Here is a 22,628-nt window from a genome sequence, read left to right on the forward strand (position 1 = left end):
CCAATGCGGTTACGACACACCGCCGGGACAAGGCAGGCCCGCGCTACATCCGCCGACGCCGGAATGCGGATCACTTTGCTGACCCACTCGTACTGGCCCGAGCACAGCCCGCCCCAACGCCGGTGGACCGCCATGATCAAGGCGTTTTCGCATGCGGGCTGGGACGTGGACGTTGTGACGCCCGTGGCGCATTACCCCTTCGGCCGGCGGGCCCTCCCGCGGCGGATGGCCGGCCAGCCCTTCCAGCTGCAGAGGGGGCAGTTCACCGAGAAGATCATGCGCGTCCCCTACTTGCGGCACGGCAACTCGCGCGCTGCCCGCCTGGTGGACCAGGGCTACTCGGCGATGCTTTCCGTTCCGGCCGGAATGCTTTTGCAGAAGCCCGACGTCGTCATTGTCACGGCACCGGCGCTGCCGTCCCTCGCCGCCGGCTACGTCCTGGCTAAGCTGCGCAGGGTCCCGCTGATCGTCGAAATGCGCGACGCCTGGCCGGACCTCGCCCGGGACGCCCGGCTTGTCCAGGGGAGCGTCAAGAGCCTCGCCGAGCACGTTGTTGAGTTCGTGCAGCAGCGGGCGGACCTGGTGGTCACCGTGACCGAGGGATTCGCCGAGACTCTCCGTACCCGGGGAATCCGGAACGTCGCGACCGTCAGCAACGGACTAAACTTGGACGCCATCCCCGTGATGGATGCCCCGGAGCTGGAACGTCCCGTCTTCGAGGCGCTGTACCTGGGAAACCACGGTGAAAGCCAGCGGCTCGATGTTGCCATCCGGGCCGCCGCCCTGGTGGGCGACTCGATGCACCTGCATCTGGTCGGCCACGGCACCCAGCGCCCGGCGCTGGAGAAACTCGCCCGTGAGCTGAAGGCGCCCGTAACGTTCCACGCCCCGCTGCACGGCGAGGCCATGATGGAGCGCTATGCGTCCGCGGACACCTGCATCGTCTCGCTGCGCGACGACTGGAAATCCTTCGAGACCACAGTTCCGTCCAAGACCTATGAGGTCCTGGCGGTGGGCCGCCACGTGACGGCCATGGTCCGAGGGGAGGCGGCACGGATCGTGGCCGATGCGGAAGCCGGGGATATCGTGGCCAGCGATCCTGAGGCAATGGCCGCCCTGTGGCGCGAACTTGCCGCGGACCGGGGACGCCTCGTCCGCAACGGCGACAGCCGCCAATGGGTCAAGGCGCACGCCGAATATGAGCAGTTGGCCAGCCGTTACATGGACCTCATCACTGACCTCCTCGGCAAGGCGCCCGTCGTTCCGCAATGATCCAGGTCCTAAGAAACTCCCGGCTCGCTGCACACACGGCAGGGCAACACCTCACGGACGATCCGATGGTGCTTGTCCTGCAGTTGTCCCGCCGGCTCCCGGCGGCGCTGGTGCGTCCCCTCGCCCGCTTCACGTGCGCGGTTGCCCCGGAGCTCTCCACGGCTGTGCCGGTTCTGCTTGCGTCGCTTATGCGCGGAGACGAGGACGACGTCGTCCGCCGCCTCCGGCTTGCCGCTGACCGCAACGTCACCGGAGAGAAGGCGCGGAAGCTGGCAGACATCGCACTGGTCGCCAACAAGCCGGAACTGTCCGCCTCCTTTCTGTCCTCCGCCGGCGGTGCCGCCGGGTTCAAACCCGCGCAGGCCCGCAGGCTGTGGCACAACGGAGACCTCTCGGAAGCCGTCGCCGCCCTCGACGGGTCCGGCCCGGCCGGACGGCGGCAGCAGGCCCGGCTGGCGGGAGAAGCTGCCCTGTATACGGGCCGGGCTCCCTCCCTGGGCCGGCAGGACTTCACGCCGGTTCCGGGCCGCGTGCTGCATCTGTTGACCAATTCCCTGCCGCACACCGCCAGCGGCTACGCGCAGCGGTCCCACTCCATCATGATTGCCCAGCAGGAGGCGGGCTGGGAGGTGCTGGCCGTCACGCGGCTGGCGTACCCGGTGCAAGTGGGGAAGTTGCTGGCGCAGGGTACCGACGTCGTCGACGGCGTCCGGTACCGGCGCCTCCTGCCGTCGCGGCTGGCTCCGACGATGGATGCGCGCCTGCAGCAGCAGGCCGAGGAACTGCTGAAGGTCGTGCTGGAATTCAAACCCAGCGTCCTCCACACCACCACCCACTTCGTCAACGGATTGGTGGTGCGGGCGGTGGCCGAGGCAGTGGGCATCCCGTGGGTGTACGAGGTCCGCGGGCAGCTGGCAGACACTTGGGCGGCCACGAGAGGGCCTCAGGCCCGGGCCAGCGAAAAGTACCGGCTGTTCCAGGAACGGGAAACCGACGTCATGCGGGCCGCGGACCTGGTGGTGACCCTGGGTCACGCCATGAAAGCCAACATCGTGGCCGCGGGCATCCCCGCGGAGAAGGTCCTCATCGCCCCGAATGCCGTCGGTGGACCTTTCCTCGAGGAGCCGCTGGACACCGCCGGCGCGCGGCGTGAGCTGGGGCTGGCCGAGGACGGACTCTACATCGGTACCGTCAGCAGCCTTGTCGGTTACGAAGGGCTGGACGACCTTGTCCGGGCCTTCGCGGTCCTGGCTCCGAAATTTCCCCAGCTGCGCCTGCTGATAGTGGGGGACGGAGTGGCGGGCCCGGCCCTGCGGGAACAGGTCCGCGAGCTGGGACTTGCCGACAAGGCGGTTTTCACCGGCAGGGTGCCGCGCGCCCTGACGCCGCTGTACCACCAGGCCCTGGACGTGTTTGTGGTCCCCCGGAAAAACCTGGACGTGACCCGGGCGGTAACTCCGCTCAAGCCCGTGGAGGCTCTTGCGAGTGCCCGCCCGGTGGTCGGGAGCGACCTGCCCGCACTCCGGGAGATAATAGACGACGGCGGCAATGGACTATTGGTTCCCGCCGCATCACCGGGCGAACTTACAGACGCGATCGCCGTGCTGCTCTCAGACGGGGGCCGCCGGGAATCGATGGGGCGCGCAGGCCGCGCCACAGTCCTGGCCGAAAGGACCTGGGCCGCCAACGCCCTGGCCCTGGCCACACGTTACGCTGGGCTGCACCATGACCATGAGGAGAACGAGTAGTGTCCGCAGATAGTGCAATAGACCCGGAGCCGGTGGCTGTACAGCCCCTCTCCGTGGATATGCGGCGGCTGACCCGTGTCGGTTCGCGGCCTAAGTTCCTGGACTACCTTGTTCAACTCTGGGACTACCGGCAGTTCATCTTTTACGACGCCCGGGCCCGGGTGCAGAGCGGTACGCGCCGCGACCGCCTCGGCAGCGCCTGGTTGCTCCTCAACCCCATCTTCAACGGGCTCACTTACTACCTGATCTTCGGCCTGCTGCTGAATACCAGCCGGGGTATCGAGAATTTCCTGGGGTACCTGGTAGTGGGAATCTTCGTATTCCAGTTCAGCTCCGGGGCCATCACCTCCGGTGCCCGCTCCATCCGGAACAGCAAGTCCGTGGTGCAGGCATTCAACTTCCCGCGGGCCGCCCTCCCCATCGGCGCGAACGTGAGGGAGCTGCTGGCCGCCGTGCCGCTCATACTGGCGATGCTGCTGATCGTGGTGGTTCTGCCGCCGGCCGAGAAAATCACCTGGCTGTGGGTCCTGGTGGTACCGGCCATCATGCTGCAGTCCCTGTTCAACCTCGGCGTCGGCCTCATCCTGGCCCGCATCATCGCCCGGGTCCACGACGTCACCCACCTGCTTCCCTTCATGCTCCGGGCCTGGATGTACTGCTCCGCCATTTTTTACACGTATGACAGGTTCATCAACAATCCCGAGATGCTGACCGCCATCAAACTTAATCCACTGTTCAACGTGATCGACATCATCCGGGACTGTGTCCTTTACGCCAGGGTTCCACCGTGGCAGTCGTGGGCAATCCTTGCCGTCTGGGCACTGGGCACGCTTGCTGTGGGGCTGGTCTTCTTCTGGAAGGGGGAGGAATCCTATGGACGCGGGTGAACGCGAGATACTCATCGAAGGGCATCCCTGCGTGGTGGTGGACGGGGTTGAGATGCGGTACCGCGTGGCGTCGACGGCAACCGTGGAGGCTGAGGCGAAACTGAGTAAGCGCCGGTTCCTGCGCCGGGCCGTGAGCAAGCCCAACATGGTGACTGTGCAGGCCCTGAAGAACCTGTCCCTCGTCGTCGAACGCGGTGAGTCGGTGGGGATCATCGGCAGGAACGGCTCCGGCAAGAGCACGCTCATGAAGTTGATCAGCGGCCAGTCCAAGCCTACGTCGGGGGCCGTTTATGCTTCGAGCACCCCCATCATGCTGGGTGTCAACGCTGCGCTGGTCCAGGATCTGTCCGGTGACCAGAACGTCGTCCTCGGCTGCCTGGCCATGGGGATGAGCCGGGCCGAGGTGGAGGAAAAATTCAACAGCATCGTGGAACTCTCCGGCCTGGAAAAGTCCATCCACCTGCCCATGAAGTCGTACTCCTCAGGTATGGCCTCACGCCTGAGGTTTGCCATCGCCGCGAGCGTCGACCCCGAAATCCTCCTGGTGGATGAGGCCCTCAACACGGGCGACGCCCAGTTCGGAGACCGCAGCAAGCGGAGGATGGATGAACTCCGCGAGCAGGCTGGCTGCGTCTTCCTCGTCAGCCACAACCTGGGCACTATCAAGGACATGTGCACCCGGGTAATCTGGCTGGACAACGGCGACCTGATCATGGACGGTGAGCCGGAGGTGGCCGTCAAGGCCTACGAGGACTTCACGCGTCACCTTTCCAAAGGCAACAACATCTCAGCCAGCAAGATCCTCGACGAGGCGAAAGCAAACCTGGTGGCCACCGAGGTGCGCGAACGGTCGTCGCGGGGCCGAGGCTGATGCCGGTCCTGCGGGAGATCCGGACCGGACTGTGGCACCTTCGCAACGGCGGTCCCGCCCAGTTCAGCACGTGGCGTTCGCGCCAGCGGACCGAACAGGGCTTCGCCGCGCCGCGCAACGTGCAGGGAGTGGAAGCCGATTGGACCGGACGGGGCCGCAGGAAACGGCTCTCGCTGGCCCCGGCCGATCTGCCGGTGCCGCAACCGGCCCGGCCTGACGTGCGGGCGGCGGTGATCTTGGATGACTTTTCCGCGTTGGCCTTCGGCCATGAATGGGACACCCTCGCCGTCCATCCCCACACGTGGCGGAACGACCTTGCCCCGGGTTCCCTCGATCTGCTGTTTGTCGAGTCGGCCTGGGCCGGAAACGGCGGACTGTGGCGCGGAAAGCTGACCGGGCCCATGGGACCCGGCAACGAATTCATCGAGCTTGTCCAGTGGTGCCGGGAGCACGGGATCCCGACGGTGTTCTGGAACAAGGAGGACCCGCCGCACTATGAGGACTTCCTGCCCGCCGCGCGGCTGTTCGACCATGTCTTCACGTCCGATTCCGGCCGCATCCCGCACTACACAGCGGATCTAGGACACGGACGGGTAGCGGTCCTACCCTTCGCCGCCCAGCCGGCCGTGCACAACCCTGTGCGGCCCGCCCACGGCCGGCACGGCAGGGACGTCGCCTTTGCCGGGATGTACTTCGCGCACAAGTACCCGGAACGCCGGGCCCAGATGGACTTCCTCCTTGGCGGCGCACTGGACGCCTCCGCCAAGATGCAGACCGGGCTGGAGATTTTCTCGCGCCAGCTCGGAGGCAACGCCGAGTACCAGTTCCCGGCGCCGCTGGACTCGCGGGTGGTCGGGTCGCTGACCTACGCCCAGACCCTGTCCGCCTATAAGGCCTACAAGGTATTCCTGAACGTCAATTCCGTTGTGGATTCGCCCAGCATGTGTGCCCGCCGCATCTTCGAGATCTCGGCCTGCGGGACTCCGGTGGTCACTGCTCCCAGCCAGGCGATGGGGGAGTTCTTCTCCCCGGCGGCTGTCCCGGTGGCCGCAACGCGCAAGGAAGCCGAGCACCTGACCCGGGCTCTCGTTTCCAACCCGGAGCTGAATGACCGCACAGCGCACCTGGCGCAGCGCACGATCTGGGCCGGCCACACCTACGCCCACCGCGCGGAAACCGTGCTGCGGGCCGCGGTGCCGGAGCGCGCCACCGGCGTGACGCGTCCTTCCGTCTCGGTGCTGCTGCCCACGATCAGGCCGCAGAACCTGGAAAACGTATTTAGCACGCTGGCGGCGCAACGGGACGTCCACCCGGAGCTGGTGCTGCTCACCCACGGATTCACGCTCGCTCCGGAGAGACTGGCGGAACTTTCGGAGGGGTCCGGAATCCGGAACGTGGTTCTCCTTGAAGCGCCGCGGGAAGTGTCGCTGGGGGAGTGCCTGAACAGGTGCGTCGCCGCTGCCGGCGGCGACGTCCTCACCAAAATGGATGACGATGACCACTACGGCCCGTATTACCTCAGTGATCAGCTGCATGCGCTGTCCTACTCCGGCGCGGACGTCGTAGGGAAACAAGCCCACTACATGCACCTCGAGGCGTCGAACGCGGCGATCCTCAGGTTCGCGGCCCGGGAGCACCGGTTCACTGACTTCGTGATGGGGCCGACGCTCATGGCACGCAGGGAAGTCTTTTCGGACCACCCGTTCGAGCACATCACTGTCGGCGAGGACACCGGATTCCTCCGGGCCGCGCATGCCGCGGGCAGGACCATCTACTCGGCGGACCGCTTCAACTACTTTCAGGTCCGCACCGGCAACGGACACACCTGGCAGGTGGAGGACGCCGAGCTGCTCGCCTCCGGTGACCTCAAATTCTATGGAAAGCTGAATGAACATGTTGACATCTAGAACCGGGGAGGCCGAAGCGCCGATCAAGACGGTCGCCGTCGTCGGACTTGGTTACATCGGATTGCCTACAGCGGCCATTTTGGCCACCAACGGCCTTGAGGTGATCGGCGTCGACGTCAATCCGAAAACCGTGGAGGCCATCAACAACGGCGACGTGCCGTTTGTGGAACCGGACCTGGGCATCCACGTGGCCGGCGCAGTCAGCCAGGGCAGGCTGCGCGCGCAGCTGGAAACGCCGAGCGCGGATGCCTACATCGTCGCGGTGCCGACGCCCTTCAAGGCGGACAAGTCCGCGGACCTGTCCTACATCGCCGCCGCCGCCCGTGCCATAGCCCCCACGTTAAGCGGGGGCGAGCTGGTGATCCTGGAATCGACCTCGCCGCCCGGGAGCACGCGCCAGCTGGCCGAGTTCATTCTGGGGCTGCGCCCGGACCTCAGCCTCGACGGCCAGGATGGCAAGCCGGTGCTCCTGGTGGCGCACTGCCCGGAAAGGGTGCTGCCGGGCCGGATCATGATTGAACTGGTCACCAACGACCGCGTGGTGGGCGGCCTGACGCCCGAGGCGGCCGAAGCGGCAGCGGCGCTCTACTCCGTGTTCTGCCAGGGCGAGATCCACCTGACGGATGCAGCCACGGCCGAGATGTCGAAGCTGGTGGAGAACGCCTACCGCGACGTCAACATCGCGTTTGCGAACGAACTGTCCATCATCAGCGACAACCTGAACATTGACGTCTGGGAGCTCATCCGCCTGGCCAATCATCATCCGCGCGTCAACATCCTCCAGCCCGGACCCGGAGTCGGAGGACACTGCATCGCCGTGGACCCCTGGTTCATCGTGGCGGCTGATCCCGAGAACTCGGCCCTGATCCGTACTGCCCGCGAAGTGAACGATGGCAAGCCCGGCTACATCGTTGAACAGGTCGCCAAAGCGGTCACCGACCTGGACCGGCCGGTCATCGCCTGCCTCGGGCTGGCGTTCAAAGCCAACATCGACGACGTCCGGGAGTCACCGGCCCTCGAGATCGTCCGGCGCGTAGCCACCCTGCACTCCGATGCGGAGATCCTGGTGGCCGCACCGCATGCGAACCGTTTGCCCCAGGAACTGGCGGGAATGCCGAACGTCCGGCTCGTGGAGACGGACGCCGCAATCGAGGCGGCCCAGGTGGTGGTGCTGCTGGTGGACCACGACAAGTTCCGGGAGATCGGGCCGGCCAGCCTTGAAGGCAAAGTAATTGTTGATACCCGCGGCTTTTGGCGCGGCGGCGAATAAGAGAGACTATGACTAACACGACAATCGACACAGAAGCTGAGTCCACTAAGCTGGGCGTCCTCCGAAAAGCGTGGCGGAGTCTGCCAGTTGCCTGGAGGCGAAGTATCCGCAGTTCAGTCCATCCGGCGCTCATCGAGACCGTAGTAAGGGCAGCGCCCACCTTCCACAGCTCCTTGGATTACGGGCTGCTTACCGTCGTGATTCCGGTGTACAACGTCGAGGAGTACCTCGACGACTGCCTGCGGAGCATCGTCCGTCAGACGTACGAACGGTTAGAGGTAATCATCGTAGACGACGGTTCATCTGACGATTCCGTCCAAATAGCCCGCGGATACGCGCGTGCCGACGGACGCATCCGCATAGTGCAGCAGCCCAACGCCGGGTTGGGTGCAGCCCGGAACACCGGCATCCGGGAAGCCCGGGGCGAATTTATTACCTTTGCAGATTCAGATGACATCGTCCCTTCTCGCGCCTACGAGCGGATGATGACCTCCCTTCATCTCTCGAAATCTGACTTTGCCGTGGGGTCGCTGACCCGCTTGTCCGGCAAGCAAAGGGCTGTGCCCGAATGGGCTGCTGAAGTGCACAAAGCGGAACGAGTCGGCGTCACTCTGGCTGAGTTCCCGGAGATTCTGCAAGATGTTTTCGCGTGGAACAAGGTCTTCAGGCGTGAATTCTGGGATCAATTCGTGGGGTCCTTTCCTGAGGGTGTCCTCTATGAGGATCAGGAGGCAACTGCCAGAGCATATGCCAGTTCCAATGGATTCGACGTGCTTCCTGACGTTGTGTATGACTGGCGCATTCGCCAGGACCGGTCTTCGATCACCCAGCAAAAGGACAACATTAAAGACCTTTCCGATCGCCTGCTGGTGGCATCTCGGCTGTCGGAATACATGTCCGCTGCCACTCCGGGGGATGTCTTCGATTCTTGGTTGGCGAAAGTCCTGGGGCCCGACCTGGGGCTGTATTACGCTCAAGTTCCGAGGGTGGGAGACGAATATTGGAATCTCCTGAGAGATTCCGTAACGCTGTTAGTGGCGAATGCGGGACAGTCCGTTTGGGCGCTGATGGCTATCCATCACCGCGTTCTGGTCAACCTCCTCGTCCGGGGCCAACGCTCTGACTTCGAGCATGTCGTCACGAACATGGCTGAAAACGGCACCAGTTATCCGCTGGTCCAGAGTGGTGAGGGCTGGCGGGCCTCCCCGGGGTACCTTGCGGATCTTGAGTCCCGCATCGATTCGGAGCTTCTGACAGTCAGGGCTGAGTCGCTGACAGTGCAGTCGTCCCTTACACGGGTGGACTCTTCTGAGGCTACTTCGCTGAACCTGGAGGGGTACGCATATGTGGCAGGTATTCCAGCCTGCGTCACGGCGCCTTATCTTCAGTGCGAGCTCGTGGAAAGCAAGTCAGGCAGCGTATTCCCGGTTCCTATCACTTCCGTCGTTGATCCTCAGATCGATTTGGGATCTAACGACGCGTGGACGAGCTACGCGGAGTCCGGGTTCCAGGGAACCATCGACTTAGTGGCCCTTCGCCATGCAACGCCGGACGACGTCCAGGACCCAGAGTGGTACGTTCGGCTAACTCTTCGGCTTGGAGGCGCACTCCTGCGGTCTTGTCTAAGCGCGCGTCAGACGTCCGGCGGCGCAGGCAGCTTCCCCCTGCTTCCCGTCGTCGACGGCCGCCGCTTTGTGTGCCGCTTCTCGAGCGAATTCGGGCTGTCCCTTGTCACCGTTGCACACCGGCGCTTTGTGGAGAATTTGCGGCTGGAGGGACGTGACCTTACTCTCACGGCCTCTCTTGCGGCAGGAGAAAGACCGATCCAGCTGATACTCGAATGCCCGGCGCTTAAACTGTCCGTCACGGCTCGGCCAGAAGATCAGGCCGGTTTGCCCGTCTTCAAGGCGAGGATTCCGGCGTTGCCGCCCAAGGGCGGACTGACCAGACAGCACACTTGGAAGGTCCGAGTAGAGACACAGGACAAGAAGCTCCACCACCTTGCTTGGGGCGGCTCAGACACGGAAATCAGTGGCCTCTCACCGACATTCGGTGCCCTTCAGGTCAGCACCAGCGGCTATGGGTATTTGGAGCTGCATGATCGCCGGTGGCAGTTGATGGCGGAAAAAGTGGACGTTTCGGGTGATGAACAGTCCATCGTTATCTTTGGGCGGGCTAGCTTTGCCGATGCTGACGGAACCCGTGTTGTTCTGCCCAAACTTGTACTGGCCAACGGCCGGAGCGTTATCCAGCCGACCAGCACTGAGTGGTTGCACAACCACCAGCAATTTAGGGTAGTTTTTCCGTTGTCCCATGAAAAATGGTCTGCTTCCCTGCTGGCACCCGAGTCCGGCACCTATACGCTCCGTTGCATGACCGCCAAAGACGGCTCCTTGAACGGGGCTTACTGGGTGCCGGTAGGGCCCCTTATGGAGGCGAAACTACCCATGGAGTTCGCATTACCCTCCACAAACATAAGAGTGACGAGGACTGCACAAGCTGCTGCCGTGTCGCTCCGGTTCGGTCCGCCACTCCACGCCTCTGAACGCGGGAAGCTGATGCAAAGCCGGCTTCAGCGCAGTATCCCGGACCTACTTCGGCGGCCTGTGGAACCTGGCGCGGTTCTTTTCGAGTCGTTCGGCGGAAAAACTATTGGGGACAGCGGGTTGGGCTTATTTAATGAAATGATGCGAAGAGGTGATGACCGTGCCAAGTACTGGACCATTCGCGACTATTCGCAGGTAGTTCCCGAGGGTGCGCAGCCCGTCATCATGTACTCCTCCGACTGGTACCGGCTGCTCCACACAGCCGAGTATCTCGTGAACAATAACAACTTTCCTTATTACTACAGGAAAAACCCGGGGCAGAAGTACATTCAGACCTGGCATGGCACACCCCTGAAACGGATCGGGAACGACGTTGCGTCGTCACAGCTCTCACTCCCCTATATAAGTCTTATGAGGCGGGAGGCGCAATACTGGGATTACCTGCTGGCTCAGAACGCTTTCGCTGAGGAAGTGCTTCCCTCAGCTTTTGGATACCAAGGGAATACCCTTGCACTTGGCTACCCCCGAAATGATGCGTTGGTTGGTGAAGTCGCAGCCAGTCGACGATTGATGGTCCGTGCCGCCCTGGGATTGGACGCACGAGAAAAGGTCGTGCTGTACGCACCAACATGGCGTGACAACGTGCGTGCAGCCAATAACCAATATGACTTGGTCAACTATTTGGACGCTGATAAGGCAGGAGCCATCCTAGGGGAGGATTACACGTTCCTCCTCCGAGGCCATCACAACGTTTCGAGTCAACGGTATACCACTGGGATGAACAGAACTATAGATGTAACTGCCTATCCTGACGTAAACGATTTGTACCTGGCAGCAGACATATTGGTAACCGATTATTCGTCTGTAATGTTCGATTTCTGCGTTACCGAGAAGCCGATCTATTTCTTAACCCCCGATCTCGAGCAGTACCGAGACACGGTCCGCGGCTTCTACTTCGATTTTGAAGCTTCAGCTCCGGGGCCGCTCACCCGGACCACGGAGCAACTCGCCGAATCCATTGCCCATAAAGTTGCAGAGGAACATTATGCAACTAGATATGCGGCCTTCAGAAATAGGTTCGCAGCCCTCGATGATGGGCAAGCCGGGCGCCGCGTCTACGACGCAATCTGGGGGGATGAGTCCGACAACGGAAGCCGCGTACCAGGTTTTCCATCCAATACGCTATAGCGTGGTTGCACTAGCAGGAACTTGATTGATAGGGAGATTTGAAAATGAAACGAATTTTGATGCGGGCCGGTAAGAGCCCTTTTGACGCGGTATCCCCATACGGCACCTTCGCCAAGAACGTCATCGGCAGCAACAACGGAAACCTTATTTTCGGTGCTGCGGCACACAAGCTATTTTCTGTAGCCGGCGCCGAAGTGGCTCCTAACAATTATAGAATCAACGGTGCGATGGCCGACTCCGTAAACGATGAGTACGACGGATTTGTTCTGCCGCTCGCCAATGCCTTCCGACCTAGCTTTGAACCCGAGCTTCAGCGTACCGCAGAATTTATCGAGCGACTCCGTATCCCCTTCATTATGGTCAGCGGAGGCGCGCAACTCGATCTCGACGGATCTCATGATTCATTGAAACCGATGGAAGCGACGGTTAGGCGCTTTGCCAAGGCAGTTCTGAGTAAGTCGAGCGCATTGAGCGTTCGGGGCGAAAGGACCGCAAGCTATCTTCAATCCCTGGGTTTCAATGATGTGATCGTAGTGGGTTGTCCGTCCATGACGATGAACGGGCCGGGACACGTTGTTCACAAGAACTCCAGCGTGCTAGATGAGAAGTCCCAGGTCGCTTACAATATCGAGACAAGCATCGACCTTCTTGGGGACGTCATTGCGAGCAACTCCGACAGGTATAACATGACCTACTTTCCGCAGGACATAAAGACAATGGAGTTGATGCTATGGGGCGTCGATAAGTACCCGGCCACTCGGGACGGCCGGCTTCCCCTTCGGTCAAGCCATCCCCAGATTTCACAAGGTAAGGCCAAGTTTTATGTAGACGCGCCTACTTGGATTCAAAAAATGGGCGATTACGCTCTATCTTTTGGCCCGCGCATTCATGGTAATATTGCCGCGATTCTAGCAGGTACGCCAGCTGTGGTTATTGCGCATGATTCTCGTACGCTGGAGCTTGCGGATTATCATAGCATTCCGCGGATGCTTCCCAAGGACCTTCAACCCAATATGGACGTTGCCGACATTTTCCAGTTTGCAGATTACACGGAGTTTAACCGCGGCCATGCCGAAAGATTCGATAGGCTTGGGCGCTTTATTAAGGAGAATGGTTTCTCGCATATTTATGAAGCGGACCAGGCCCCTGCCAGGGAGGAATATGAGGCCAAACTGGCCCGCGTGGAGTTTCCTCCGCCCCTGACCACGGTGTGGTCAGGGCAGGATGATTTCCAGCGGGAGAGGCTGGTCATCCAGCGCACTTCGGAAGTCGAACATCGGGAGGTCGTGGCTCGTCTTCGCCGAGATCTGACCGCTGCCGTAGGGAGGATCAAGAAGTTGGAGGCGGCTAACGCCGATCTTAAGAGGGTGTTTGCCAACCAAAATTAGGAGGGAGACGTAGGCCGGTGGCGGTTTTGGAAGATCTGTACCTGCCTGCGGTAAACTCGTAGTGGTTTGATGTAGAGAGCGCGTCTTCAATTACTGTGGCGAGCGTCATCGGCTGGCGGTAGTCATACTGCTGTCAGGACGTTACCGATCGTTAATTCAACCGATTTGTAGTCTTCCATGTTGTGGTAGTTGAGGGCGCTGACTCGCGTCCGTGATTTTGCTGTCGTACGCATTTTCTCGGCTACTGTCATCTCCGTCAGCGAGTTGGCCGCTGGACGTCCCCCAAGTCACCTGGAAAACAGGGCTGCCGCCGGGTTGCTGCCCTGGCTGCGGGGTTGTCGCGGTGCGCGGTGGGGGACGCTTCCAGAAGATTCCGCACGTCCCTGTCGTGGCGACGCGGAGGAGCAAAGGTCCAAGTACCGCTAAGGACCATGAGGGTGTGCCATGATGGCTTTCCGCCGTGCCATGGGGGCGAATCGGAGGCTGCTTCTGCACGCCGGCGAGAGACTCAAGGACACCGCGGCTACCATCCCTCCGTGGTTTTCCGCGGATGACGCGAACGGAAGGCTGCAGGCGTTGTGGAAGATCGAAGGACGGCGAAGTCCTCGTGTGACGGCGCAAGACAAACAAGCTCTACCGCACCGCTTGCCGATTCGCGAAACGAGATCGACGTTTTCCGGTCACCGGGGGCACGACCGGCAAGGTCGAGGCGAGCCACACCGGAATCAGGCTCATCAAACGCTCCGCCGCTACCGCAATGCCAGCAACTAGGATTCAGATCCGCTTTATCATTGCCGTCCGAACGGCGGCATGGCACTCACCGGGGGATCCCGTTCCCTACGAAACGTGAAGAGCAGCTCATCGGGGTCCTATCTGCCGACGCAGGAGCATATCGTCCTGGGGGAATTCTTGGGTTCCTCCGGGACAACGCAACTTGCGGAGACGCAGCGATTGGGGCTTCTCGTAAGGCCACTACTACCGCCCCGAGGGAGGGTCAGACGTGCCCATGCGCAGAATATCCGCAGGATATCCTCAGGATCGAATGGTGTCGGTTCGCCCAAAGCTAATATTGCATTTGGGTTATTCGAGGTGTTGCTGACCGTTCGGCGTAGGAGCTGCCGTGTTCGTACGCTTCCTTACAATTCCTCGAGTAGCAGATGAGGTCCAAAGGGTTTAGGAAGGTCCGAATATGGGACATGCAGTACAACGAGGAGCCACGCGCTGGATGACCGCAGTTCTGGTCGCCCTGGTAATCCTAACTCTGTTCAGTGCGCAAAAAAGCTCAGCAGCAATGGCCTATCCGGCACCAGTGGGCTTAAAATCGTCGTTCAGCAGTCCGTCCACGATCACGCTCTCTTGGGGGGGTGTTGCGGGTGCTAAGGGCTACCGCTTGCAGCAGGCCAGCAACCTTGCGATGAGTGGATCGACTTACTATTCTTTCACCGGAACAACGGCTGATATCAGAGGTCTCACGCCTGACACTACGTATTACTTCCAGGTCCGTGTTATCGACGCAGCTGGAACTGGCGTAAGCGAGTACTCCGCCCGAGTAGCCGTAAAAACGGCGACCAAACCCGTGCTGCAAGCGGTGCAGAATGCTCTCCGTGTGGCAACGTACAACGTTTCGTGCGAGTATTGCTTTGCAAGTCGGGCTAATGAACTGCCTTGGATCGGGCGAAGGGATGCGGTAGTAAAAACCGTATTGGGGCAAAGGCCCGATGTTCTCGGCGTGCAAGAGGCATCTTCCGGAAGACTGAAAAGTGACACGTCAACAGCTGGCCTAGCTCAATTCGAAGACCTAACAAACCGGTTGGTCGCTGCAGGAACACCGTACAAGCTGAGTAATACGAAGAGAAATAACTGCGTAGATGACCAGACTCCTAGTAACTGCGTCTACCAATACAAGGGCGCGTCCGGTGGCACCAAGATTTTGTACAATAGTGGCACGGTCGAGCTCCTGAGTCAGGGTTCGCAGAAGCTAGCAACGCAAACCGGCGCCGACGATCGCTATTTTGCGTGGGCGATACTTCGCCAGAGGGCGACAGGGAAAGTATTCTTCTTCGGAAACGCACATCTGATCGACCACATGTCTGACCCGGCCTTTTTTGCGCTTCGGACAAAGCAAGCTGAACAAGTTATAACTGCTATTGCCGCGAAGAACACGGGTAAATATCCTGTCGTCATGGTCGGAGATTTTAATTCCAACAAGTGGACCGCGCCTTCCAATGCTCCGTACGACGCCTTCATCAAGGCCGGCTACATCGATCCCCTAGGTAACACATATAAGAGTGATCTTCCAAGCAGTGCCGCGACGGCAGAAAAAACAATTCGTGCGAATTTTGAAAGCTATAACGGCTTTGCTCGGAAGGCGCCCGCTCGCAACTCCTACGGCAATGGCACTTACATGGACTACATCTTCACGTCAAAGATGCGAACGACCGTTTGGGAGAACGTGTTAAACATCGACAGCACTGGAAATTTTGTTGGAACGATTCCGTCGGACCACAACATGATCAGAGCCGACGTCCAGCTGCCTTAGGTCCCCAGGAGGAGTTGTTGACGTGGTTTGACGAAATGCAAAGTTCGACCCAATACGTTGATTGGTTGCGTAACTACGTTTGCGAATTCTTGTCATGTAGTCGACCGGTTAGCGCGGGTGGGGCGTTGAGGCCTTACCAGTGGGTTTGGGTCCCTTCCACGGGGGGATGAAGGACGGCGGGTTTGCCCTCCTGGATGGTAAGAGCCCGTTCACCTGTCCCCGTGGGCAGCTTTTTGTCGACGCGGTACGGTCCAGAAATGTCTCCACGTGTGGTGGTGCGAGATGGTGGTGAGGCAGGCGGGTCTTGCGACTGAGGCGGTGTCGCTTCCATAGTGCGTGGCCGACTGGACCATCACGGCGTGGTAGCGGGGGTTCCGAGAAGGGCTTGGTTGATGCCCTTTCCGGTGTTGTAGTGGTCGCTGACCTGGGTGGGCGAAAGCACCGTGGGGTAGACCGCGAACTCGTCGATGGACCCTGCGAAGTAGTTGCTCGAAGGTCGCAACGGCCAGCCCGTCAGCTGGTCTCCGCCGATCTTCCAGGCCCCCCAATAGCTCTGCGCGGCGGTCTGGTTCGGCAGAACCCCGAGCTGCGCTCCGTCAACGTATAACCGCATGCCGTCGCTGCCCTGGCTTGCCACCGCGTGGTGCCAGGCGTTGTCGTTGTAGGGAAGGACCGACGTGATGGTTCGTGGTCCGTTGGAGTTAACCCCGAAGACCAGCCTGCCAGTGTCCGTCATGTAGAGGTTGCGGTCGTATTTTCCGCTGAGTCCGGGGTCGGTGCCGTGCCGGTCCGGCTGGCCATTGCCGAAGCCGAAGATCTTCCCACCCTGGGTCGTGTTCGTCTTGAACCAGACTTCAGCGGTGTAAACGGTGGGTGCGTTGCCGCGAACCTGACCGTAGGAGAACGCGCTCGTGCCGTTGAACGTCGTGGACCGGCTGGGATCATTCGCGATGGCTCCTGAGTCGCCGGCGAAAGCCGGTCCGCCGTAGCTCAGCTCAAGGTTGTTGCCCGGCGAACTGTCGGCGCCCACCGTCGGGCCGGCGTCATCAAGCCGCCAGTAGGTCGTGGCACCAGCCCCGAGAACTGCAGCAGGGTAGGCCGCATCCGTCCGGGCCGTCGTCACGGAAACTGACGCCGAAAGCGGGCCGGTGTTGGTGCCATCCGTTGCCCGGATCCGGTAGCTGTACCGTGTTCCCGGGACTGCCGTCTTGTCCGTGAAGGACACCTGGCCGGTCGACCACCAGAGCGAACTGCCGGGCACCGTGCCAAGAGGGGTCGACGAGCCGTTGCGGTAGATGTTGTAGGTCAGCTCGGAGTCGTCGTCGTCCAGGCTGGCGCGCCACCGGATCTGGTTTTCGCCGCTCACCAGGCTCGCCGCGCTGACGTTGCTCGGCGCCGAAGGTGCCACTGTTCCCGGGCCGGGACCAAACCGTGTCAGACCCTGCTGGGCCTTGCCGTTGGTCGTGGTGAATTCGCCGGCAACCCACAGCACGTCGCCGGAACCCTTGTTCGTGTGAACCAGCGCCCGCGGGCCGATCATTTCGCCGATTCCGTCGTTGGTGTCCGGGCTCCAGCCAAGCTGGACGCGAGGGTCGTTCACGCTCTGGGCGGTGAGGTGCTGCCGCACCCCGTTGGCAAAGAGTTGCATTGTGTTGCAGTTGTGCTCGTGGCTCGCGGCGTACAGAACGCGATTGTAGACATCGACTGCCTGGGTTGCGCCCAGGCAGGTGTCCCGCCAGGTCTGGTCGTAGGTATCCAGGCTGAAGCGCGCCCGGCCGTCGAAGACACCGCCGCCCGTGCCCTCATTGCCAATATAGAAACTCTGGCCATCGTCGACTATGGACTTCGTGAACGATGTGCGGGGAATGAACGCTGCGCCGTACGCCCGCACGTTCGCACCGGTTGTGGCGTCCACGACGGCGAGTGACTGGGAGGCTACTCCATTGACCGTTGCGAAGTCGCCGCCGATAACCGCGACATTGCGGCCTGCGGGAACGGTCAACGCACGACCCGGCGCGTTTGCATCCGGTGCCCAGGGCAGCAGCGTGCCGTTATTGTCGACCGCTGCAAAGCGGCCGCGAGGTGTCGAGCCGACGCTCTTGAAGTCGCCGCCGAAATAGACGGCTGTGTTTGTTGCCGCAATTGTCCGGACGGCTGCCGAGATCGGTTGCGGCCTGAACGTCGTGTCGACCGTGCACCCGGGGAGTTTGATAGCAGCAAGACGTGTCGTGTTGACGCCGCTGATGGCCCCGAATTGGCCGCCGACATAGAGCCGAGTGCCGTCCGGGGTTACCGCCAGGGCGCGCACGCTCGTCCCCGTACCGCCGGTGGCGGACAAAGCGCAAGAGGTGGGGTTGCCGGTGTAGGCGTCGAACGCCGCAAAGTTCACGGCGCTTCGTGATTGGGAACTTCCGGCAGCTGTGCCGGGGGGCCGAATCTGGGTAAACGTTCCGCCGGCATAAACCACGCCGTTTGACTGGGCCATCGTCCAGGCAACGCCGTTGGTTTGCCAGGTCGGGAGATCGTTGGCGGAAAACCCAACTCCCGGAGACAGGGCGAGAGCAGGAATGCTTGTCGCCATTAATGGTGCAGCGGCAAGTGCAATACCTGCCAGAACTGCTGGGATCTTTTGACCCATGGAGTGCCCCCGTACGTGAACATTAGCTTCAGGCCTGAAACTACAAAGATCAAACCAACAAAGCCCAAGGGCGGGAACGGTTGCTCCTACTAGCTTTTCAACCGGAACTACTTGTCTTGCGAGAGCGGGTACTCGCTTTCGTCATCACACACAGTGTCCCTAAGTCGTCGTGCAGCGGGCTTTTCACTGCATAGCGGAACCTGAGCCGCTTCTCGGACCCACCGTACTGAGGACGACACTACGACTCGCGAATAGCGGAAGCTAATTGCAATTCATCGGCGGACTGCGCCACAAGCTCGCGGTAGTCATCGCTACCGCGAGCGCGTCCAAATCGCGCCGGATCCAAAACCTGATGCGCGGGTCTTAGCGCCAGACTACAGGCCTAAGAACCCTATTGAGACTGGCGAAGCTGGTCACCATTCCGGCTAGGGGCCGACGGCCATCGGTCACAACAACTGGAGGGCAAGAGACAGAGTCAGGAGCACAAGGCAAGCACTTTCGCCTCGGACGAGTCGAGCGGGTCAACCTAAGGCCTGCTATAAGCTTGAGTGGACATTCACCGAGAAGTAGGAGTACGTGGCCTTGGCCGATGCAAAACTTGTAGAAGCGAGGCGCTTACTTCGCGGCGGAAAAATCGCTGAGCGAGCTGGCGACCTCAAAGAGGCCAAAAATCTGTACCGTCGCGGTCTGATTCTCGACCCGAATGCATCACCGGCTGATTGGGACTTGTTAGAGGAGACTCCCCGACTCTTCCGGGAGCGGCGTGCGCTCTACTCGTTGCTGGCAATCCGTGTCGAAGACATGTCGCGGGCTTGCCGCCTCGAGTCCAAGCAGGACCATGAGGTCCCGCCCAGTAACCCGCTGACGTTCGTTTATTGGGGGCAAGGGTTCAGCTCCGCGCCGCCTATTGTGCAGGCATGCTACCGGCAGGCCCAGCAGCTACACGCAAGCAGCGAAATAGTGTTCCTCGATGACAGTAACTTGCACGACTGGGTTACGTTCCCTCCCCATGTCACTGACATCTCCAACATCAGCCGTGCGGCATTCTCTGATGTCCTTCGCTTCGAGTTATTGGCCAAGTACGGGGGGATCTGGATGGACGCCACGTGCATGCCGATGAAGCGCATGCAGGACGTGTACCCGGAGCTGGTGGCAGGTTCTGGCTTCTTCGCTTTCGGCAAAGACAAACCAGGACTGATTTCAAATTGGTTCCTGGCTAGCGAGCAGGGCAACTACATCACTCGCATGACACGCGACGCTCTGAAACTATATTGGGGTACCTACGACAGGCCCATTACCTACTTCTTCATGCACCACCTGTTCATGTACCTGTATCGGCTTGACGATAGGTTTGGCAGCCTCTGGGATAAGGCAACCGTGAGGCCAGACGACCCAAGAGCGGTTAACCGTTCGATGCTCAAGGAGCAAGAAGAAGTGAACCTGGGCGTCCTGCTCTCCGGTAGCTTCGTTCATAAACTAAGCCACAAATATGGGCCCGACGTAGCGAGTCCAACCAGCGTTCAACAGGCACTCGTGGACTCGTTCGCCGCTCAGCTAATCTCGTAGATGCGACGGCATCATGTACTATTGCGGGCTCATACTCAATGTAAGCGCCACGCTAGTTCAAGAACGCTTGCCCCGACCTAGCGTGGCGCGCTGCTTAGTACATGCAACCGTACAATGAGGATGTCGTCAGACATGGCTCAGAGAGTGCGTCGGCAGCGAATGTGATGCAAAACGCAACGGGCCGTGCCTGGGATCCTGAGTGCAAGATGGTCCTCCGGCGTCAGCTTCGGCACGAGAAGAAGCTAAAGACGCGCTCCTACCTCAGTCAGGAACGATGCTAGGAAGCCAATCACTGCCCGATTAGGCTTCTGCCTTCTCCGTCTGAGTGGACGTGAGATGCTCGCGCCAATGACTATGTTGCCCGCCGAAGCTTTTGGGGCTGGCTAACTAGTGTGAGCCTCTTCACGAGCATGAGTCTCTGCGGGCTTAGGAGTTAAGGAGGCGGGAGTGCACGAGGAGGTCGGCGCCACCACCCGGATGAATCGATTCCAGGAAACGCGGTAGGCTAGCCGTTGGACAATCAGGACATCGCGACGAGATGCCCTACCGCCGGTCCGACGCAGGGGCACCTACTCCGCCGACCGGAACGGAACCACGAAATATGCAATCCCATGGGGGACAGGAATCGAAATGATCGTTCAAACTGTAATTCTTGCTGCTGGCATGGGAACACGTCTGGCAAGACCCCATCCGAAGTCAATGACAGAGCTGAGCGACGGGCGCACGATCATGCACCAGCAGGTGCACAACCTGAAGAGCGCCTTCGGTAAGAAGCTTCGGCTGACCATTGTGGTCGGCTACAAGCTCGAGCAGATCCTCGAACACGTGCCGAGCGCGTCGTTCGTCTACAACGAAAACTTTGACCAAACCAACACGTCAAAGAGTCTGCTCAAGGCACTGCGCAACTCTGGCAAGGGTGGCGTCCTGTGGATGAACGGGGATGTTGTCTTCGATCCCCAGATTCTTGGTCTGTTGCGCCCTTTCATCAAGGCCGACAGGTCATTCGTGACCGTGGACGTGTCCTCCGTCGCGGATGAAGAGGTCAAATATACTGTTGACCTGGATGGAAATATTGGCAGCCTTTCCAAGACGGTGCCCGCTGACGCTGCGGTAGGCGAAGCCGTAGGGATCAACTTCGTTTCTTCAAAGGACAAAAAGAAGTTGATACGACGGCTAAAGGAAGTAAAAGAGCAGGACTACTTTGAGCGTGGCATCGAACTAGCGGTTCAAAAAGACGGCATGAAGTGGCTACCCATCGATATCAGCCAATTCTACGCCGTAGAAGTTGACTTCCCAGAGGACTTGATCAGGGCGAACGCCAGCATCACCGTTTAATCCGCCGGCTATAAAGCGTCAGGAGAGCATAACTTGAAGAACCGTCCCTTGATTAGCATGGTTGTGCGCCCCTCGTCTGTAGTTATTGGTGAGAACTCTGCGCTCCGAAGGATCGCACCCCGCCCTGAGGAATTACGGCAGGACGACTACGACGAGAAATTCGACGACAAAACCCTTTTTTACGATGTGTTCCATTCTGTGGAGGGCATTACACTGTCCGGCCCACCGCTGCTGAACCTCAAGAGCCTTGTCGATTCAGCCCCTGTCCTGGTCGACGGCAGGGAAACTTCGGAATGCAGCTTTGAGGATATCGATAGAACCCAGCGATCATACGTACGGGCGCGACCTGAAGCACGGACTTTCGCTCTCAGTTTGCCGGAGCTGGAAGCATCCGTTCGGATTGGTCGGAATTACTGCGAGGCATTCGCGGGCCGGAAGGTGCTGTTTACAAAGTCGAAGAATAACAATCTTGTGTGGCTCGAAGATTGGACACGCTTCCATGCGGTAGAACACGGTGTGGACGCTGTTTTGGTCTATGACAACGGATCTACGGAGTATGCGGCTGAAGAGGTCCTACGGGTTATTTCTGGTGTTAAGGGGATAGCTGTTGCCGTTGTTGTTTCGTGGCCCTTCCCCTTCGGACCGCAAGGAGGTTCCTGGGGTGGGGTCCGAGGCGCGCCGTGGGACTCGGATTTCTGCGAGTACGGAATCATGGAAAACGCCCGCCGAAGGTTCTTGTCTCAGGCTACAGGGGTAATCAATGCTGACGTCGACGAACTCGTGATAGCTGAAAACGGGGCAAGCGTCTTTTCTCACCTAGAGGCTTCAGGTGCCGACGCTATTCTGTATGCAGGGCGATGGATTGAGACTGCAGGATGCCCAAGTAAGTCCGTCCCCAGTTTCTCCGACTTCCGTTATTACCAGCCGCAACGTGCGTCGACCACATTGAAGTGGACGGCGAGCCCCGCTAAAATTCGTGGTGCCACTCAGTGGAAGACGCACTATATTCATGGAGTTAGGATGAAGAAGACAGAAGGTGTCGTTCACCGACATTTTGCCGGAATAACATCCAATTGGAAGCGGAAAAGCGAACTTGGGGTCCAAGTCGATCCGAGGAAGCACCAAGTGGACCGCAGACTCGTCCAAGCCATGGACAATGTCTTTGGAAGTCGTCCTGACTGGTTGCGTAGTGTCTCGTCCCTTCGACGTAAATTGCACTCCACTGCTAGCAGATAAGGCGCTGACCCACCATGGGTACAGGGGTGTCCAAATGCCCTGCCTGTTGTGCCCGTTGTTAGGACGGGCTGGCCAGCCAGCGCCTAGTGCTGGGCCACTGAAGTCGAAGGCTTTCACGGTAAGCCCGGAGTCTGGGAGGGAAGGTGAAGCCTAGGGTCGCCCCTTCTTGCACCGCGGCTTTCAGGGTTTGCTGCGTTGTATCCTTCACGGTTCACGGAGAGCGAATCCGCGGGTGTA

Annotated in this window: 12 protein-coding genes; 11 read left to right on the top strand and 1 reads right to left on the bottom strand. The window is 60.3% G+C overall.

The window, feature by feature from the left end; genetic code table 11:
- The first annotated feature begins 3 nt into the window (after positions 1-3).
- The 9 genes from QFZ65_RS08485 to QFZ65_RS08525 all read left to right on the top strand — a co-directional run bounded on the left by QFZ65_RS08485 (position 4) and on the right by QFZ65_RS08525 (position 15,616).
- A complete protein-coding gene (locus QFZ65_RS08485; RefSeq protein WP_306909693.1) occupies positions 4-1,272 on the top strand; it encodes a glycosyltransferase family 4 protein in 1,269 nt (422 codons plus the stop codon).
- Positions 1,269-3,020, top strand: a complete 1,752-nt coding sequence (locus QFZ65_RS08490) for a glycosyltransferase family 4 protein (protein ID WP_306909694.1) — start codon at positions 1,269-1,271, stop codon at positions 3,018-3,020. The genes QFZ65_RS08485 and QFZ65_RS08490 overlap by 4 nt, the downstream gene beginning before the upstream one ends.
- 32 nt (positions 3,021-3,052) lie before the next feature.
- Positions 3,053-3,907, top strand: a complete 855-nt coding sequence (locus tag QFZ65_RS08495) for an ABC transporter permease (RefSeq protein ID WP_306909695.1) — start codon at positions 3,053-3,055, stop codon at positions 3,905-3,907.
- Positions 3,894-4,778: an ABC transporter ATP-binding protein gene (locus tag QFZ65_RS08500; RefSeq protein ID WP_306909696.1), complete on the top strand. Its 885-nt coding sequence runs from the start codon at positions 3,894-3,896 to the stop codon at positions 4,776-4,778. Before QFZ65_RS08495 ends, QFZ65_RS08500 begins: the two co-directional genes overlap by 14 nt.
- Positions 4,778-6,685: a glycosyltransferase gene (locus tag QFZ65_RS08505; protein WP_306909697.1), complete on the top strand. Its 1,908-nt coding sequence runs from the start codon at positions 4,778-4,780 to the stop codon at positions 6,683-6,685. The genes QFZ65_RS08500 and QFZ65_RS08505 overlap by 1 nt, the downstream gene beginning before the upstream one ends.
- Positions 6,666-7,955 carry a UDP-N-acetyl-D-mannosamine dehydrogenase gene (gene wecC, locus QFZ65_RS08510; protein ID WP_306909698.1) on the top strand — a complete coding sequence of 430 codons (1,290 nt, stop codon included), beginning with the start codon at positions 6,666-6,668 and terminating at the stop codon, positions 7,953-7,955. Before QFZ65_RS08505 ends, wecC begins: the two co-directional genes overlap by 20 nt.
- Before the next feature lie 173 nt (positions 7,956-8,128).
- Positions 8,129-11,689 carry a bifunctional glycosyltransferase family 2 protein/CDP-glycerol:glycerophosphate glycerophosphotransferase gene (locus tag QFZ65_RS08515; RefSeq protein ID WP_306909699.1) on the top strand — a complete coding sequence of 1,187 codons (3,561 nt, stop codon included), beginning with the start codon at positions 8,129-8,131 and terminating at the stop codon, positions 11,687-11,689.
- A gap of 44 nt (positions 11,690-11,733) precedes the next feature.
- Positions 11,734-13,077, top strand: a complete 1,344-nt coding sequence (locus QFZ65_RS08520) for a polysaccharide pyruvyl transferase family protein (RefSeq protein WP_306909700.1) — start codon at positions 11,734-11,736, stop codon at positions 13,075-13,077.
- 1,225 nt (positions 13,078-14,302) lie between these two features.
- A complete protein-coding gene (locus QFZ65_RS08525) occupies positions 14,303-15,616 on the top strand; it encodes an endonuclease/exonuclease/phosphatase family protein (protein WP_306909701.1) in 1,314 nt (437 codons plus the stop codon).
- Between the two features lie 352 nt (positions 15,617-15,968).
- Here the strand turns inward: QFZ65_RS08525 and QFZ65_RS08530 are convergent, their stop codons facing one another.
- On the bottom strand, positions 15,969-18,005 hold the full coding sequence (locus QFZ65_RS08530) for a LamG-like jellyroll fold domain-containing protein (protein ID WP_306909702.1): 2,037 nt from the start codon (positions 18,003-18,005) through the stop codon (positions 15,969-15,971).
- A gap of 825 nt (positions 18,006-18,830) precedes the next feature.
- Here QFZ65_RS08530 and QFZ65_RS08535 point away from each other — a divergent pair.
- Positions 18,831-19,820: a capsular polysaccharide synthesis protein gene (locus QFZ65_RS08535; RefSeq protein WP_306909703.1), complete on the top strand. Its 990-nt coding sequence runs from the start codon at positions 18,831-18,833 to the stop codon at positions 19,818-19,820.
- Positions 19,821-20,450: 630 nt separating this feature from the next.
- Positions 20,451-21,155: a phosphocholine cytidylyltransferase family protein gene (locus QFZ65_RS08540; protein WP_306909704.1), complete on the top strand. Its 705-nt coding sequence runs from the start codon at positions 20,451-20,453 to the stop codon at positions 21,153-21,155.
- Positions 21,156-22,628: the final 1,473 nt, after the last annotated feature.

This window comes from Arthrobacter sp. B3I9, from assembly GCF_030816935.1.
In the GTDB taxonomy this organism is placed as follows: domain Bacteria; phylum Actinomycetota; class Actinomycetes; order Actinomycetales; family Micrococcaceae; genus Arthrobacter.

What these genes read in the sequence shown, in the direction of transcription:
- QFZ65_RS08485 (WP_306909693.1), top strand. Translation starts at nt 4, where the DNA reads ATGCGGTTACGACACACCGCCGGGACAAGGCAGGCCCGCGCTACATCC.
- QFZ65_RS08490 (WP_306909694.1), top strand. Translation starts at nt 1,269, where the DNA reads ATGATCCAGGTCCTAAGAAACTCCCGGCTCGCTGCACACACGGCAGGG.
- QFZ65_RS08500 (WP_306909696.1), top strand. Translation starts at nt 3,894, where the DNA reads ATGGACGCGGGTGAACGCGAGATACTCATCGAAGGGCATCCCTGCGTG.
- QFZ65_RS08505 (WP_306909697.1), top strand. Translation starts at nt 4,778, where the DNA reads ATGCCGGTCCTGCGGGAGATCCGGACCGGACTGTGGCACCTTCGCAAC.
- wecC (WP_306909698.1), top strand. Translation starts at nt 6,666, where the DNA reads ATGAACATGTTGACATCTAGAACCGGGGAGGCCGAAGCGCCGATCAAG.
- QFZ65_RS08520 (WP_306909700.1), top strand. Translation starts at nt 11,734, where the DNA reads ATGAAACGAATTTTGATGCGGGCCGGTAAGAGCCCTTTTGACGCGGTA.
- QFZ65_RS08525 (WP_306909701.1), top strand. Translation starts at nt 14,303, where the DNA reads ATGACCGCAGTTCTGGTCGCCCTGGTAATCCTAACTCTGTTCAGTGCG.
- QFZ65_RS08540 (WP_306909704.1), top strand. Translation starts at nt 20,451, where the DNA reads ATGATCGTTCAAACTGTAATTCTTGCTGCTGGCATGGGAACACGTCTG.